Source organism: Pseudomonas sp. TUM25319 (assembly GCF_056388475.1).
The window spans coordinates 844,319-859,879 of record NZ_CM150751.1; the positions used below are offsets into that span (position 1 = coordinate 844,319).

Below are 15,561 nucleotides of genomic sequence, written 5' to 3' on the forward strand. Positions count from 1 at the left end.
CGCTTACGGCTACACATTTGGAAACAATGGTAAACGAAATCGTTTCTCAAGTGGCCGGATGACGGGAAATTCATGAGCTGACTATCGGAATTCGCTACGCGGCGTCATGACTTGACCTCGGTAGCAATGGAATGTCGTTCGCTGACCAGCAGCGCCTCGGTGCTGCCCGCGATGCTGTGGCGCACGCGCCATGCCAGCAACAGGGCCATCAACAGGCCAGCGCTGAGGCAGCCGAGCATGCCGACCTGGCCGAGCCGGTCGAGCAGCAGCCCTGCACCCACCGGTGCGGTCAGGCGGGTGATGACGAACAGGCTCGATTGCAGGCCGTAATCGCTGGCGGTGCGCTGGCGCCGGCTGAAGAACAGGGTCAGGCCGAACATCAGTGCCGAGACCGCGCCCATGCTCGCCGCCAGAAACAGCGCGCTGGCGATCAGCCAGGCGGTGCCGAGTTTCAGCCAGACAGTGAGGGTCAACAGCAGCAGTGCGAACAGCGCGGCAAACAGGTAGGTCACGATCGCCCGGGCGGTGCCAAGCACGCTGACCAGGCGGCCACCGAGCAGGCTGAACACGGCGCCCGTGGCGCCACCGGCGATGCCGACCACCCAGGCCACCTGCTGCAATGGCATGCCCTGGTCGAGCAGCAGCGGTTTCAGGTACAGCCAGGCCGCACCGATGAAGGGGAAGGCAGTGAGCAGCAACCAGGCCCACTGACGGGCTGCCGGCTGGTTGAAGAAGCTCATCCAGTCGGCGACGACGCCGGCGGGTTCACTGGCTTGCGCCTCGACCGGCTGTGCTTGCCTGCGCAGGGCGAGCAGCGGCAGTACGCCGATCACCAGCGCCGTGCCCATGATCAGGAACGGCGCCTGCCAGCCCAGGCGAGCCTGGACCAGCAGCATGGCGCCGCCGCCGATGATCGCGCCGAGAAACAGCGCCGCCGAACGAATGCTGCCGGCCCGCAGTTGCTCGCTGCGCGGCAGCCACTGCACGGCGAGGGCGTTGAGCGGGATGTCCATCCAGGTGGCGATGATGCTGATGGCGAAGGTCATGACGAACAGTGGCACACGCGCTTCGATCAGGTTCTGCCGACCGATCAGCCAGTACAGCACCAGCAGCGCCGCGCCGAGCAGCCACATCCAGTGGACCATGTGCCCCTTGCCCAGGCGCACCCGTTGCACGGGAACGGCCAGCAGGAACTTGAACACCGCCGGCAGTCCGGCGAGCTGGAACAGGCCGATCTCGGTGCCGCTCCAGCCGTACTGGCGCATGACCAGCGGCATACCGAACATCAGGTAGATGCTGGGGATCGCCAGCACCAGGTTAAGCCAGCCGAACAGCAGTTGCAGGCCGGCGATTCGCGTGCGGTTCATCGAGTCATTCCTGGGGTTTGCGGGCGATGACGGCGTTGACCGGCGTTACCGGGAAACGCAGACCGTTGAGTTGTTCCACGGCACAAAAGCCGATGCTTTCGAGTACCCGCGCCAGTTCGCCTTCGCCAAGAACATGGCGCCCCTGCAGGCGCATGTGCAGGTAGTAGGGCAGCATCTGCGCGGCAAACTGGCGCTCGGTGGGGACCTCGGCCTGGCAGCACAGCAGCACGCCACCGGGGCGCAGGGCTGCGAGCAAGCGGTGCAAAGTGGCGGGCAGGTCGTGGACAAAATGCAGTACCGACGAACACCAGATCAGGTCGTAGCCGGCGCCGATATCGTCGTCGTCGAGATCGCCGCCGATGGCTTCAAGGCGTTGACCGAGGCCGGCGGCTTCGATGTTTTCCCGGGCCACCTCGGCAGCGGGCGGAAAGTCGAAAACCACGCCTTCGAGTGCCGGCAACTGTTCGGCAAGGGCGATCGCCACCAGGCCGGGGCCGCCGCCGAGGTCCAGCAGACGTCGCAGGCCGGGGGCTTCAGGCAGGCTCTCGACGAGTACGCAGGCCATCTCACGGGTGACTGCACGCTGCTCCTGGGCGATCTGCAGGCGAGCGGCGTCGGCCCAACCCCGGGCGATGGCCGCCGACGCTGCGGGTGTGCGCGGTACGCCATTGCGCAGGTAGTCGCTGAGCTGGTTGCCGGTCTGGCGCGTGACCCGGTGACGGAACAGCAGGGCGTCGCCGCAATAGGTGCGGGCATCGGCACGCAAGTAGTGGTCCGCCACAGGCAGGTTCCGGTAGTGCGGTGGTTGCTGATCGTCGCGCCCGAGCAGGCCCAGGCCCCACAGCAGCTCCAGCACGTACCCGGTACTGCGGGTGTTGAGGTCGAGGTGTCCGGCCAGGCTGGCGGCACTGGCGGGTGATGTCAGGTGGTCGAAGAATGCGTGCTCCAGGGCGACCTGCAAGGCGTCGGCGCCGAGGCAGGCCAGTTGCAGGTCCCAGCAGGGTTGCAGCGGGTGAGCGCTGGTCAGTCGCTGTTGAATGGCATCGGGGATGGCGGGTCGAGGCACGGTAACTCCCTGTACTGGGCCGGCTTGTACGCAATGCAACAAGCCATGGCCGAATCACTGAAAAAGGTGATATAGATTAAATGAGAATTATTCATGTTAAGTATGCGCAGCGGAGCCGTTCCTATGCGAAGCGCCGCTCGCCGACCGCAGGGATTCGCCATGACCACGATGAAAGGGAATTGCCGTCTCGGCCTGGATCATCCCAGGCAACGTTCAGTGCAGGCGGACGGGCGCTTGCGCATGCAACTGTCCGAGGACCTTGGCCATTGCTATGCCGAACTCATGCAGCTCGAACCGGGGTTATCGCTGGGCCGCCTGCATTACCACCCGGTTCGCACGCTGATCGAAGAGACCTGCGGCCCGCATGACGGCCATGTGATGGTGGTGACCATCGGCCTGCAGGGAAAATCAGGCTTCCTGGGGCGTGATGGCTGCAACCTGGCGTTCGATGCCGGCCACACCACCATCACGGCGTTTCGCGCGACGCCGGGTGAGCGCCGCTACCAGGCCAACGAAACCGCCTCGCAGCTGCGCGTGGTGATCGACCAGCCGACACTGTGCAAATACGTCGGCGAGGAGCGTGCCGCGCAGGTGCTGGGCAGTGGCCGCCTGCACCGGCTCGACCATCGTGTCAGTTCCAAGGCTGCCCAGGCTCACGCCGCAGCACTGGTGCGTTATCTGCAGCCGGGTGTGCTCAATCCGTCCAGCCGTCTGGACCTGCACATCCATACCCTCAGTCTGCTGTCGGAGCAGTTCAACCTGCTGGCCCCGCCGGAAAGCGCGACATCGCCGCTGAGTACCAGCGAGATCGAGCGCATCGAGCGTGCCCGCAACATGCTTTGCGAACAACTGCATAAGCCGCTGACGGTCGATTACCTCGCCACCACCGTGGGCATGAACGAGCACAAGCTCAAGGAAGGCTTCCGCTACCTGTTCGACACCACCCCGGCGCGCATGCTGCTCGACCTGCGCATGCGCAAGGCCATGACCCTGCTGGAGTCCGGGCAGCAGGTCGCCCAGGCTGCCTGGCAGGTAGGCTACAAGTACCCCAACAATTTCACCGTGGCCTTTACCCGCTATTTCGGGCGCACGCCCAAGTCAATCTTCGGCAGGAAACGCTGAACCTCCCACCGGGAGCGGCCTGCCGGCTCCCTGTTTTCGCCGCATAGTAATTTCTGTTTTCTGCATATGAATCTAACCGAGATTCATTCGCATTTGTCGGTAGTATCACCCCGCCACCCCCGAGTGGCCGTGCATCTGCCAACTACTATCGACAACGACAGGTTTTGCCATGTTCTCGCCTCTTTCCGCGCCATCGCCCATGCCGCTCAAGCCTCTGGCCTGGTCGATCACCCTGGCACTTTCCAGCTTTGCTGCCTTCGCCGAAGACCAGCCCGCTGCGCCCAACATGGGGCCGGTGGAAATCGAACTGCCGGCCGGCTACGAGGAAAAAGCCCATGCGCCAGGTACCTCGCAGCGCGGGCTGCAGGAACTGGAAATGCAGGAAGTGAAAGGCGAGTGGGAAGAAAAGGACAAGAAAGGCCACAGCGACGTCTATCGCAAGAACGTATCCAGTGTGTACGCCGGCAAGGACGATATCGAGCGCTACAAGGGCGCCAACGCGGCCGACCTGTTCAAGGGGCTGAACGGCGTCTACAGCGGGGAGTCGCGCAACAGTGGCGCGCTGGACCCGAACATCCGCGGGATCCAGGGCGAAGGCCGGATCCCGGTGACCGTCGACGGCACCGAGCAGGCCACCTCGGTGTGGCTGGGATCGGCGGGCGTGTCCAACCGCAACTATGTCGACCCCAACCTGATCGGCAGTATCTCGGTGGAAAAAGGCCCTTCCATGACCCCGGGGGTCAAGAGCGGCATCGGCGGCTCCGTGGAGATCCGCACCCTGGATGCCGAAGACATCGTCCGCCCGGGCGAGAGCTATGGCCTGGAGATCAAGACCGAGACCGCCAGCAACGCCGTGGCGCCCAACGAAACGGGCATGAACAACCTGGGGCGGGACTACCGCGATATCGAGGGCGCCTATGTCTCGGGGCAGTACGTCTACTTCGCCAATGGCGGGGGGGCGATGTACACCCCCCATGAATCGTCGCGTGCCAACGACTTCGACTTCGAAGACAACGCCTTTCGCATAGCCGCCGCCACCCGCCAGGAAAACTTCGACCTGCTGGCCGCCTACAGCTACCGCAAGAAAGGCAACTACTACAGCGGCAAGCAGGGCAGCGAGCGCTACGAAACCGAGAGCTGGTACGACAAGGCCCAGGCAGCGGGGCAGAACTCGCCCGTCATCGGCGATACCTCCGGCAACTACCTGGCCAGCTTCTACACGCCGGGCGCCGAGGTGTCCGGCACCTCCAACGAAATGCGCACGACCCTGCTCAAGGGCACCTTCTACCTGTCGGATGAGCAGACCCTGAAGCTGAGCTACATGCACAGCGATCTGGAGTTCGGCGAAACCATGCCGTACCTGATCAACGAAACCACCAAGCTGGTGGAGGCAGGAAGCAATATCGGCTTCCAGTTGCCATACAGCGAAGTCGACCAGGACACCGTGTCGCTGACCTACAACTGGAATCCCGAGGACAACCGCTGGTTCGACATGCAGGCCGGCTTCTGGCTGACCCAGAGCGACGCCAGGCGCTACCAGAACGGCGAGCAGGTGTTCTCCATCGAAGACGCCACCTTGAGCGACAAGGCCTGGGACAACTACGTGCGCTGCAAGTACAACCGCACCCCGTGCAATGGCCAGACCGCCATGCCGGAAAAACTGCCCGACACCGATGGCCGCTACACCCTGTTCTCCCGTGCCCTGCAAATGACCGATCACGACCGCTGGGGGGTGAATATCTCCAACCGCATGGAGTTGAGCGATGTCTGGGCGCTGACCCTCTCGGGAGACTTCAGCAAGGAAAAGCTCAAGCAGACCGACAACGCCAGCGACGATATCGGCAGTACCTACATCTTCGCCTCCAACTACCTGGGGCCGCGCGGTGGCCGCCGCGAACAGTACAACTTCACCTTCAACAACGAGTGGGCCGCGACATCGTGGCTGACGTTCAACGCTGGCGCCCGCTACAGCGACTACAGCTCGTTCGACACGACGCTGGATGAGTACAGGAAAGAGCAGGCAACGGGGTGGGATACCAAGTCGGCCATTGTCGCCAAGCAGTACACCTACTCACGGATGCTGACGGATGAGGAGAACCAGACCCTCGTGAATGGCATTCGGGCGGAAGTCGAAAGCTGGGGTATGGATGAGGAGTCGACGGAAGAAGCCATCAACGGGTGGCTTTCCTCTGGACTGATCAATGGTGTTCGGTACACCACTGAAAAGGTGGACATTCCAACCTACGGTCAGCGTCTGGTGAGTTCGGCCAACCCTTTCACCAACGGTACGATCAACTTCAACGAGCAGGTTGAAAACGCCCAAGGAACTGGGGTCACTGCACCTCGTTACATTGCCGGGCGGGATATGGGATTGCCGATCCATCAGCAGCCCACCGATGCGGAGCGCTGGGCAAAACCCAAGAAGCGCAAGGACAGTGCGTGGGCACCGATGGCCGGGGTGACACTACATGTCACCGATAACGCACGGGTATATGCGCGCTACACCGAGTTCGTACGTTTTCCCACGCTTTACGAAGAAGCGCAGACTTTTTCCGCCACAGGTATCGGCCTGATTCAGAGTTCACCGAGACCGGAACATGCCTATAACTGGGAGTTTGGTTATGTCCATGACCTGCGCTCTCTGGTTCCAGACTGGCGCAATGCCGACTTCCGTATCAATTACTACAAGAATGAAATTCACGATTACATAGATCGGGACTTCTCTTACAACATCATTCAATACGACAAGAAGATTCTTTCGGGTATCGAACTGCAGACTCGATTCGATACAGGGCGTTATTACTCAAACTTCGGTATCAGCTATCGCCTCGACCAGAAACTCTGCGACAAGGACATGGCCAATACCCTCGATCCTTATTACGGGAAGGCGGTCAACGAGTGCGTCACCGGTGGATTCCCGACCACGTTCTCCCGCACCAGCCTGCAGCCGCAGTACTCCATCAACCTGGACGGCGGGGTACGCCTGTTCAACGACAAGCTCGAGATCGGCGGGCGCATGGTCTACCACAGTAGCGCCAAGAACAAGGAAGAGCAGAAGTGGATCGATCAAGGGCTCAACTTCGTCCAGGGCGTCAACCAGCCTTATGAGTGGCACCCCATCTGGGTCTTCGATAGTTACGCCACGTTGCATGTCAATGAACATATCGATGTTGATTTCGGTGTGAACAACATCACCAACCGTTATTACCTTGATCCTCTTTCACGCACGGTCATGCCGGCTCCAGGTCGCACACTGAAAATGGGTTTGACCGCACGTTTCTAGATTTTTTGCTGTTTTCGTAAAAACAGTGTTGTTCCAAACTTATGACAAGGAGATTGTTGTGAAGAAACTGTTTGCACTGACTGCACTGTCCCTGGCTACTTCCGGCGCGTTTGCCGCTACTGTCAGTGGTGGCTCTTCCTCGGCTTATGTTCAGGCTGCGCCTTCGAACATGATGGCTGTGGGCACGGCAGGTATTGCCATGCCAACCGCAACAGGTGGCACCGCCAACACTGCGGCTGTCGTCAGCTTCAAAGCCGGCCCGATCGCCCAGACCAACGCGGTGTTGAGCGGCTATGGCACCACTTCGGCGCATATCGTCAACCCACTCAATGGCGTGACCACTTCGGAAACCTGGAAGAACCAGGTGGCCTACAACACCGAGGTCTATGCCTACCGCCAGATCGCGGCGCCTTCTCCGGGTTATCCGCAGTTCGGCGGTGAAGTGATCGCCAAGGTGTCGGGTTCCGAGGTGTACTTCGGTGAATGGGCGCCTGCCAAGACCGGTACCCAGCCAACCAACAGCACCGACCTGAACCTGTCCAGCGCCGATCGTACCGTCTGGTTCGTGGGTGAAAACCCGACCACCAGCATGCCGACTCTGGTCAATGCCAAGTACAACGTGGTGGGCATCAACCAGTACAACCCTGGTACCGCCGCCGGCGTGAGCTCGGGCGTGCTGACCGCCAACTACAGTGGCAGCACCGGCACTCTGGCCGGCAGCCTGACCGGTACCAGCGGTACTCTGAACCTGGGATCCAGTGTCATCTCCTCCAACGGCTCGTTCCTTCGTGCCGACGGAGCGGTCAAAGGCCAGTTCTACGGCAGCAGCGCCGAAGCCCTGGCCGGTATCTACGTGAACGGCACCACCAAAGTCGCCTTCGGCGGCGCCAAGCAGTAACACCCGCGTGTCATTGGGAGGAGGGAGCTTCGGCTCCCCCTTTCGACCTCTTTCTTTCTGTCCCGGAACCCTCACCATGCTGCCGTCCATGCGGGGGCGCGTTGCCCTGCTGTGTTTTTCTGCCCTGTGTTCCACCGCGCTGCTGGCCGACGATGACGACACCCGTCTGCTGCTGAACAGGATCGACCGCGGCGCGGAGGCACGCGAGCGGGCCAATCTTGGCGCGCCGGATCCGGCCGAGAACGACGCTTCGCTGATCACCATCCAGGGGCAGACCTACAACGTCCAGAACACGCTCGAAGACCTGGGCCCGGCCATCTACGTCTCCATCAACCTGCAGCAGTGGGGCAAGGTGCGCCAGTTCGTCGAACGCTACCGCGAGTTGCCCGGACATGAGCCGGCGCTGGTGGAAATGGCCGAGGGGCTGATCGCCCGCAGTGAGCGCCGGTACAAGCAGGCCATCGCGCATCTGCACAAGGCCGATGAGTTGCAACCCGGTTTCGTTCGCGCGCGCCTGGAGCTGGCCCGCACCCTGTTCGAGGACAACCAGACTCGCGAGGCCGAGACGCTGTTCCGCGAGGTCGCCGCCAGCGATGTACCCGAGCAGGTTCTGAGCGTGCTGGGCGAATACCACAAGGGCATCGATCTGCGCCGCGAATGGCATGGGTCGGCCTCGTTGGGTTTTGGCTACAACAGCAACATCAACCAGGCCAACGGCATGACCACCACGACCCAGGTCTGCTCGGTCTTCTTCGACTGCTTCGACTACACCCGGCAGATGCCGAAGAAAATCAGTTCTTCCAGCGTGGTCTACGACGCTGCGGCCGAGCGGCGTTTCCAGATCGCCGGCAATCATCATCTGCTGGCGCGCGGCCTCACCTATGGCAACCGCTACGACCGGCACAGCGAAGAGGACGATGTCAAAACCTGGTACGACGACAACACCACGGTGCTCTACGCCGGCTACAACTTCCAGAGCGCGCTGAACGATGTGTCGTTCACACCGCTGTTCGAGAATTACTACAACGACCATCACACCAAGTACCAGGCCAGTGGGGTGCGCGGGGAGTGGAAGCACAACCTGAGCAACCGCCTGCAGGTGGGTCTGCAGGCCCAGCATAAGCATTTCCGGTTCCAGGGTGAGCAGCGCGAGTATTTCGATGACTACGACGAGGGCCAGATCGGCACATCGCTGTCGTACTTGCTCGATCCCCGTACCCTGGTGTTCGGCGGGGTGACCTACACCCGGCGCAGCCAGGACGCCGACACCGCCAGCAACCGCGAATACATGGGCAGCCTCGGCGCTTATCACAGCTTCGATCCTGGCGTGAACCTGAGCCTGATCGGTCTGTACCGCACGACCCGCTACGATGAGCCGGACGCGTTCCTGGGTGGCCTGCGCAAGGACCGCTAGCAGATCTACATCGCCAACCTGAGCCTGCCGCGCCTGGCCTTCGCCGGTGTGGTGCCGACCCTGTACGCCAAGCGCACGGTCACCGACAGCAGCATCGACTGGGCCTATTCCTACCGGCAGACCGAAGTGGCGTTGAAGTTCGAGAAGACTTTTTAGGAGGGAAGGGAGCCCCGGTTCACCCGGGCGCACAAATCGCAGGCATAAAAAAACCCGCTTTCGCGGGTTTCTTTAGAAATATGGTGCCCAGAAGAAGACTCGAACTTCCACGACCGTAAGGTCACCAGCACCTGAAGCTGGCGTGTCTACCAATTTCACCATCTGGGCAAATTTTGAAGCATTTGAAACAAAAGCAGTGTAGCGTCTTGCGTAAATTCCAGATGTGATAAGCGCGATCTGAAATTTTGAATTGGTGCCCAGAAGAAGACTCGAACTTCCACGACCGTAAGGTCACCAGCACCTGAAGCTGGCGTGTCTACCAATTTCACCATCTGGGCATCTTGCGTTGAGTGCGCTTCGATGTTTTACATCGTGCGGCTTCTCAACTATAACGACGGTCTCCGTCGCTGTGGTGCGCACTATACGGACGCCCCTGAGGGCTGTAAAGCCCCGTTTGAAAAAAATCTTAAAAAATTCAAGCCGTTGATCAGCAAAGACATACAGCGGCCTTGCGAGCCGGCTCCGGCGGGGCTGTCCAAGGCTGAAATTTCCGGTTTCAATACGGCTATGCCAAACTAACCCTTATATAGACAAGGTGAACCCCTCCTAATGGCCGATTGGCAGTCCCTCGATCCCGAGGCCGCTCGTGAAGCGGAAAAATACGAAAATCCCATCCCTAGCCGTGAGCTGATTCTCCAGCACCTCGCCGAACGAGGCTCGCCGGCTGCGCGCGAGCAACTGGTTGAGGAATTCGGCCTGCACACCGAGGACCAGATCGAGGCCCTGCGCCGGCGCCTTCGGGCGATGGAGCGGGACGGCCAGCTTATCTATACCCGGCGCGGCACCTATGCCCCGGTAGACAAGCTCGACCTGATCCTTGGCCGCATTTCCGGCCACCGCGACGGCTTCGGCTTCCTTATTCCGGACGACGGCAGCGAAGACCTGTTCCTCAGCCCGGCGCAGATGCGCCTGGTCTTCGATGGCGACCGCGCCCTGGCCCGGGTGTCCGGCGTCGATCGCCGCGGTCGCCGCGAAGGCGTGCTGGTCGAGGTCATTTCCCGCGCCCACGAAAGCATTGTCGGCCGCTACTTCGAAGAGGGCGGCATCGGCTTCGTCACCGCCGACAACCCGAAGATCCAGCAGGAAGTGCTGGTGACCCCGGGCCGCAACGGCGGTGCGCGCATCGGCCAGTTCGTCGAGGTGAAGATCACCCACTGGCCAACCCCGCGCTTCCAGCCCCAGGGCGACGTGGTCGAAGTGATCGGCAACTACATGGCACCGGGCATGGAAATCGACGTTGCCCTGCGCAGCTACGACATCCCCCACGTCTGGCCCGAAGCGGTCATCAAGGAAGCGCGCAAGCTCAAGCCTGAAGTCGAAGAGAAGGACAAGGAAAAGCGCATCGACCTGCGCCACCTGCCGTTCGTCACCATCGACGGCGAGGACGCCCGCGACTTCGACGATGCCGTCTACTGCGAAAGCCTCGGCAAGCTGCGCCTGTTCTCCGGCGGCTGGCGCCTGTACGTCGCCATCGCCGACGTTTCCAGCTACGTCCGCCTCGGTTCGGCGCTGGATGCCGAGGCCCAGGTGCGCGGCAACTCCGTGTACTTCCCCGAGCGCGTCGTGCCGATGCTGCCGGAAGAGCTCTCCAACGGCCTGTGCTCGCTGAACCCGCACGTCGACCGGCTGGCAATGGTCTGCGAAATGACCATCAACAAGTCCGGTCAGATGGTCGACTACCAGTTCTACGAAGCTGTCATCCACTCCCACGCGCGCCTGACCTACAACAAGGTCAGCAGCATGCTGGAGCACGCCCGCACCCGCGAAGGCCGTGCCCTGCGCGAGGAGTACAGCGAAGTGCTGCCGCACCTGAAACAGCTCTACTCGCTGTACAAAGTGCTGCTGGACGCCCGTCATACCCGTGGCGCGATCGACTTCGAGACCCAGGAAACCCGCATCATCTTCGGCTCCGAGCGCAAGATCGCGGAAATCCGTCCGACCGTGCGCAACGACGCCCACAAGCTGATCGAGGAGTGCATGCTGGCGGCCAACGTCGCCACCGCCGAGTTCCTCAAGAAGCACGAGATCCCGGCCCTGTACCGGGTCCACGATGGTCCGCCGCCGGAGCGCCTGGAAAAACTCCGCGCCTTCCTGGGCGAGCTGGGTCTTTCCCTGCACAAGGGCAAGGACGGTCCGTCGCCGAAGGACTACCAGGCGCTGCTGGCCAATATTGCCGACCGTCCGGACTTCCACCTGATCCAGACCGTGATGCTGCGCTCCCTGAGCCAGGCGGTGTACAGCGCCGACAACAATGGCCACTTCGGCCTGAACTACGAGGCGTACACCCACTTCACCTCGCCGATCCGTCGTTATCCCGACCTGCTGACTCACCGGGCCATCCGCAGCGTGATCCGTTCCCGCCAGGAAACCCCGCACGTCAAGCGTGCCGGCGCCATGAGCATTCCCAAGGCGCGGATCTACCCGTACGACGAAACCACCCTCGAGCAACTGGGTGAGCAGTGCTCGATGAGCGAGCGCCGTGCCGACGAAGCGACGCGCGACGTGGTCAACTGGCTCAAGTGCGAGTACATGAAGGACCGCGTGGGCGAGTCCTTCCCGGGTGTCATTACTGCAGTGACCGGCTTTGGCCTGTTCGTCGAGCTCACCGACATCTATGTCGAAGGCATGGTGCACGTCAGTGCGCTGCCGGGTGACTACTACCACTTCGACCCGGTTCATCATCGCCTGACCGGCGAGCGCACCGGGCGCAGCTTCCGTCTGGGCGATACCGTCGAAGTGCGGGTGATGCGCGTCGATCTGGAGCAGCGCAAGATCGACTTCGAAATGGCCGAGAACACCCTGAATGCGCCGATCGGCCGCAAGCAGCGTTCCGCCGAGCCCGCCGCGGCTTCCGGCAAGGCGCCAGCCGCCAGCCAGGAGCAGCCGGTTCGCCGTGCCAAGAAGGAAAAGAACGAAACCGCCGAAGCCTACTTCTCCTCCCACGCCGTCTCGAACAACGCCGAGGTGCGCAAGAGCCGGGAAATGAAGAAGGCGCTGATGGCCGACGCCAAGCATGCCGGCAGCAAGCCTTCGGGCAAGTCGTCTGGCAAGTCCGCCGGCAAGGCGGAGAAACCGACCAAACATCGCAAGGGGCCGCCCAAGTCCGGTTCCACTTCGCGTAAACCCAAAGGCAAGTCATGAGTCAGTTGGAAAAGATCTACGGCGTGCATGCCGTGGAAGCGCTGTTGCGTTATCACCCGAAGCGGGTCAAGCAGATCTGGCTGTCGGAAGGGCGCAGCGAGCCGCGTATCCAGGCGTTGCTGGCGCTGGCTGCGGACTACCGTGTCCCGGTCGGCCAGGCCGAGCGCCGTGAGCTGGATGCCTGGGTCGAAGGCGTTCACCAGGGCGTGGTCGCCGAAGTCAGCCCCAGCCAGGTCTGGGGCGAGGCGATGCTCGAAGAGTTGCTGGAGCGGACCGAGACGGCTCCGCTGCTGCTGGTGCTCGACGGCGTCACCGACCCGCACAACCTCGGCGCCTGCCTGCGCACCGCCGATGCCGCCGGTGTACTGGCGGTGATCGTGCCCAAGGACAAGTCCGCGACCCTGACCGCCGCCGTGCGCAAGGTCGCCTGTGGTGCGGCCGAGGTGATCCCGCTGGTGGCGGTGACCAACCTCGCCCGTACGCTGGAAAAGCTCCAGCAGCGTGGCCTGTGGATCGTCGGCACTGCCGGCGAGGCCGAGCAGGAGCTGTACCAGCAGGACATGACCGGGCCGACCGTGCTGGTGATGGGCGCCGAAGGCAAAGGCATGCGTCGCCTGACCCGCGAACACTGTGATTTCCTCGTCAAACTGCCGATGGCCGGCAGTGTCAGCAGCCTCAACGTCTCGGTGGCGACCGGCGTCTGCCTGTTCGAGGCCGTGCGCCAGCGCAGAAAGTGAGCGCTACGCTTCAAGCTGCAAGGGGCCTGGCTCTCTTGCCGCTTGAAGCTTGAAGCTTGCAGCTGCTCAATATTTCGCCAATTACCTTGCTTGTCCCACCGCGCTTCTCTACAATTGCGCGCCTTGTCATAGGCACATGTGCCTGTTTCAGGACAAGACATACAGTGTCATTCACTCCTTGTCTGACCGCATTGTCGGCAGACTACAACCCGTAAGGAGCATTCATGCGTCATTACGAAATCATCTTCCTGGTTCACCCGGACCAGAGCGAGCAAGTCGGCGGCATGGTTGAGCGTTACACCAAGCTGATCGAAGAAGACGGCGGCAAGATCCACCGTCTGGAAGACTGGGGCCGTCGTCAACTGGCCTACGCAATCAACAATGTTCACAAGGCTCACTACGTGATGCTGAACGTTGAGTGCACCGGCAAGGCCCTGGCCGAGCTGGAAGACAACTTCCGCTACAACGATGCCGTGATCCGTAACCTGGTCATCCGTCGCGACGAAGCCGTTACCGGCCAGTCCGAGATGCTCAAGGCTGAAGAAAACCGCAGCGAGCGCCGTGAGCGTCGTGACCGTCCTGAGCATGCTGACAGCGCCGAAGGCGACGACAGCAATGACAGCGACAACAGCGATAACGCTGACGAGTAATCCACGGATCTTTTGAGGAGCCTATTACATGGCACGTTTCTTCCGTCGTCGTAAATTCTGCCGCTTCACTGCTGAAGACGTGAAAGAGATCGATTACAAAGATCTCAACACCCTGAAAGCTTACGTATCTGAAACCGGCAAGATCGTTCCAAGCCGTATCACTGGTACCAAAGCTCGTTATCAGCGTCAGCTGGCTACCGCTATCAAGCGCGCCCGCTTCCTGGCCCTGCTGCCCTACACCGACAGCCACGGCCGCTGAGACCGGGTCGTCGACAAGTAGCAAAGGATAAATTGCATGCGGGCCCTGGCTGATTTCATCATGCGCGGTCGCGTGCAGGCCACTCTGGTAGTGGTTGGTTGTGCGGCATTGCCGCTGTTGTTCTGGTTGAGTGCCGCCGCCGGGAGCCTGGTGTTCCTGCGGCGCGGTTTCAAGGATGCCTCCGGTGTCCTTGCGTGGGCTTTGCTGCCGGCCTTGGCCTGGTGGTATTTCGGCGAGCCGCGCACCTTGATGGTGCTGCTTGGCACGCTCGGTCTGGCTGCGCTGTTGCGCGCCGGACAGTCCTGGAACCGGGTGCTGTTGTACAGCATCGCCCTGGGCCTGGTGTATGGCGTCGCTCTGGGTTCGGTGTTCCGTGAACCGATCGAGTCGTTTGCGCAAGAGATCGCCAAGATCCTTCCGCAGATGCTCGACGGGATCTACCCGCAGTTGAAGGTAGAAGAACGGGCCCGCCTCGAGGGGCTGATCGCACCGGTGCTCACCGGCCTGCTCGCGGCCTTGTTGCAAGCCGTCAGTGTGCTGGCCCTGATGTTGGGTCGCTACTGGCAGGCAGCGTTGTATAACCCGGGAGGCTTCGGGCGCGAGTTTCGCGCCGTGAGACTGCCGCTGGCGGTGGCGTTGGGGCTGCTGGTGCTCATCCTGGTCGGGCCGAATTTCGGCACTGAACTGGCGATGCTGACACCGCTGTGCACCATCCCGCTGGTCTTCGCCGGCCTTGCCGTGATTCACGGCCTGGTGGCGCAGAAGCGACTGGCGAAGTTCTGGCTGGTCGGGTTGTACGTGACGCTGCTGCTGTTCATGCAGCTGATTTATCCGTTGCTCGTGGTTCTGGCCATTGTCGACAGCCTGATTGATTTTCGCGGACGCGGGGCGTCCTCAAACGATGCCGGTAACGGCTCCGCGAACGGTGAAGGTTAAAAGTTAAGAGGTTTATACCAAATGGAACTGATCCTGCTGGAAAAAGTCGCCAACCTGGGCAACCTGGGCGACAAAGTAAAAGTCAAGGCTGGTTACGGTCGTAACTTCCTGCTGCCATTCGGCAAGGCCACCGTTGCCAACGCCGCTAACCTGGCTGCATTCGAAGAGCGTCGTGCCGAGCTGGAAAAAGCTGCTGCCGACAAGAAAGCGTCGGCTGAAAGCCGCGCTGCCCAACTGGCCGAGCTGGAAGTGACCATCACTGCCACCGCTGGCGACGAAGGCAAGCTGTTCGGTTCGATCGGCACCCACGACATCGCTGACGCCCTGACCGCCTCCGGCGTTGAAGTGGCCAAGGCTGAAGTTCGTCTGCCAAACGGCACCATCCGTCAGGTTGGCGAATACGACGTAGCCGTGCACCTGCACAGCGACGTTGAAGCCACCGTTCGCGTGGTCGTCGTCGCAGCCTAAGCTG

The 15,561-nt window shown here is 61.7% G+C and carries 11 protein-coding genes, 2 tRNA genes and 1 pseudogene; 10 read left to right on the forward strand and 4 right to left on the reverse strand.

From position 1 onward, the window contains the following. Window positions 1–104: 104 nt before the first annotated feature. Complete coding sequence (locus tag AC05QJ_RS04025; protein WP_476745702.1) at window positions 105–1,367, reverse strand: MFS transporter; 1,263 nt, start codon at window positions 1,365–1,367, stop codon at window positions 105–107. A 4-nt stretch (window positions 1,368–1,371) separates the two neighbouring features. Continuing rightward, window positions 1,372–2,433: a class I SAM-dependent methyltransferase gene (locus AC05QJ_RS04030; protein ID WP_476745703.1), complete on the reverse strand. Its 1,062-nt coding sequence runs from the start codon at window positions 2,431–2,433 to the stop codon at window positions 1,372–1,374. A gap of 159 nt (window positions 2,434–2,592) precedes the next feature. Between AC05QJ_RS04030 and AC05QJ_RS04035 the strand changes: the two genes are divergently transcribed. The 4 genes and pseudogenes from AC05QJ_RS04035 (at window position 2,593) to AC05QJ_RS04050 (ending at window position 9,306) form a co-directional block, all read left to right on the forward strand. Further along, window positions 2,593–3,555 (forward strand): helix-turn-helix domain-containing protein, encoded by a 963-nt coding sequence (locus AC05QJ_RS04035; protein WP_476745704.1) that lies wholly within the window; start codon window positions 2,593–2,595, stop codon window positions 3,553–3,555. A gap of 169 nt (window positions 3,556–3,724) precedes the next feature. Then, window positions 3,725–6,838 (forward strand): TonB-dependent receptor domain-containing protein, encoded by a 3,114-nt coding sequence (locus AC05QJ_RS04040; RefSeq protein ID WP_476745705.1) that lies wholly within the window; start codon window positions 3,725–3,727, stop codon window positions 6,836–6,838. A 58-nt stretch (window positions 6,839–6,896) separates the two neighbouring features. Further along, complete coding sequence (locus AC05QJ_RS04045; RefSeq protein ID WP_476745706.1) at window positions 6,897–7,736, forward strand: Slam-dependent surface lipoprotein; 840 nt, start codon at window positions 6,897–6,899, stop codon at window positions 7,734–7,736. An 88-nt stretch (window positions 7,737–7,824) separates the two neighbouring features. After that, window positions 7,825–9,306 (forward strand): annotated as a pseudogene (locus AC05QJ_RS04050) (surface lipoprotein assembly modifier). An 81-nt stretch (window positions 9,307–9,387) separates the two neighbouring features. Here AC05QJ_RS04050 and AC05QJ_RS04055 read toward each other — a convergent pair. Both AC05QJ_RS04055 and AC05QJ_RS04060 read right to left on the reverse strand, forming a co-directional pair. After that, window positions 9,388–9,474 (reverse strand) — tRNA-Leu (locus tag AC05QJ_RS04055). Window positions 9,475–9,557: 83 nt separating this feature from the next. Further along, window positions 9,558–9,644: transfer RNA gene (locus tag AC05QJ_RS04060), tRNA-Leu, on the reverse strand. Between the two features lie 271 nt (window positions 9,645–9,915). Here AC05QJ_RS04060 and rnr point away from each other — a divergent pair. From rnr to rplI, 6 genes are all read left to right on the forward strand, one after another. After that, window positions 9,916–12,507, forward strand: coding sequence for a ribonuclease R (rnr, locus tag AC05QJ_RS04065; protein ID WP_476745707.1), 2,592 nt, complete (start codon window positions 9,916–9,918; stop codon window positions 12,505–12,507). After that, entirely contained in the window at window positions 12,504–13,244 is a 741-nt protein-coding gene (gene rlmB, locus AC05QJ_RS04070; RefSeq protein WP_476745708.1) for a 23S rRNA (guanosine(2251)-2'-O)-methyltransferase RlmB, read from the forward strand. Before rnr ends, rlmB begins: the two co-directional genes overlap by 4 nt. 224 nt (window positions 13,245–13,468) lie before the next feature. After that, window positions 13,469–13,894 carry a 30S ribosomal protein S6 gene (rpsF, locus tag AC05QJ_RS04075; RefSeq protein WP_009403888.1) on the forward strand — a complete coding sequence of 142 codons (426 nt, stop codon included), beginning with the start codon at window positions 13,469–13,471 and terminating at the stop codon, window positions 13,892–13,894. Window positions 13,895–13,922: 28 nt separating this feature from the next. Next, window positions 13,923–14,153, forward strand: coding sequence for a 30S ribosomal protein S18 (rpsR, locus tag AC05QJ_RS04080; RefSeq protein ID WP_009403887.1), 231 nt, complete (start codon window positions 13,923–13,925; stop codon window positions 14,151–14,153). Window positions 14,154–14,189: 36 nt separating this feature from the next. Beyond that, window positions 14,190–15,089 (forward strand): hypothetical protein, encoded by a 900-nt coding sequence (locus tag AC05QJ_RS04085; protein WP_476745709.1) that lies wholly within the window; start codon window positions 14,190–14,192, stop codon window positions 15,087–15,089. A 21-nt stretch (window positions 15,090–15,110) separates the two neighbouring features. Further along, on the forward strand, window positions 15,111–15,557 hold the full coding sequence (rplI, locus tag AC05QJ_RS04090; RefSeq protein ID WP_003249568.1) for a 50S ribosomal protein L9: 447 nt from the start codon (window positions 15,111–15,113) through the stop codon (window positions 15,555–15,557). Window positions 15,558–15,561: the final 4 nt, after the last annotated feature.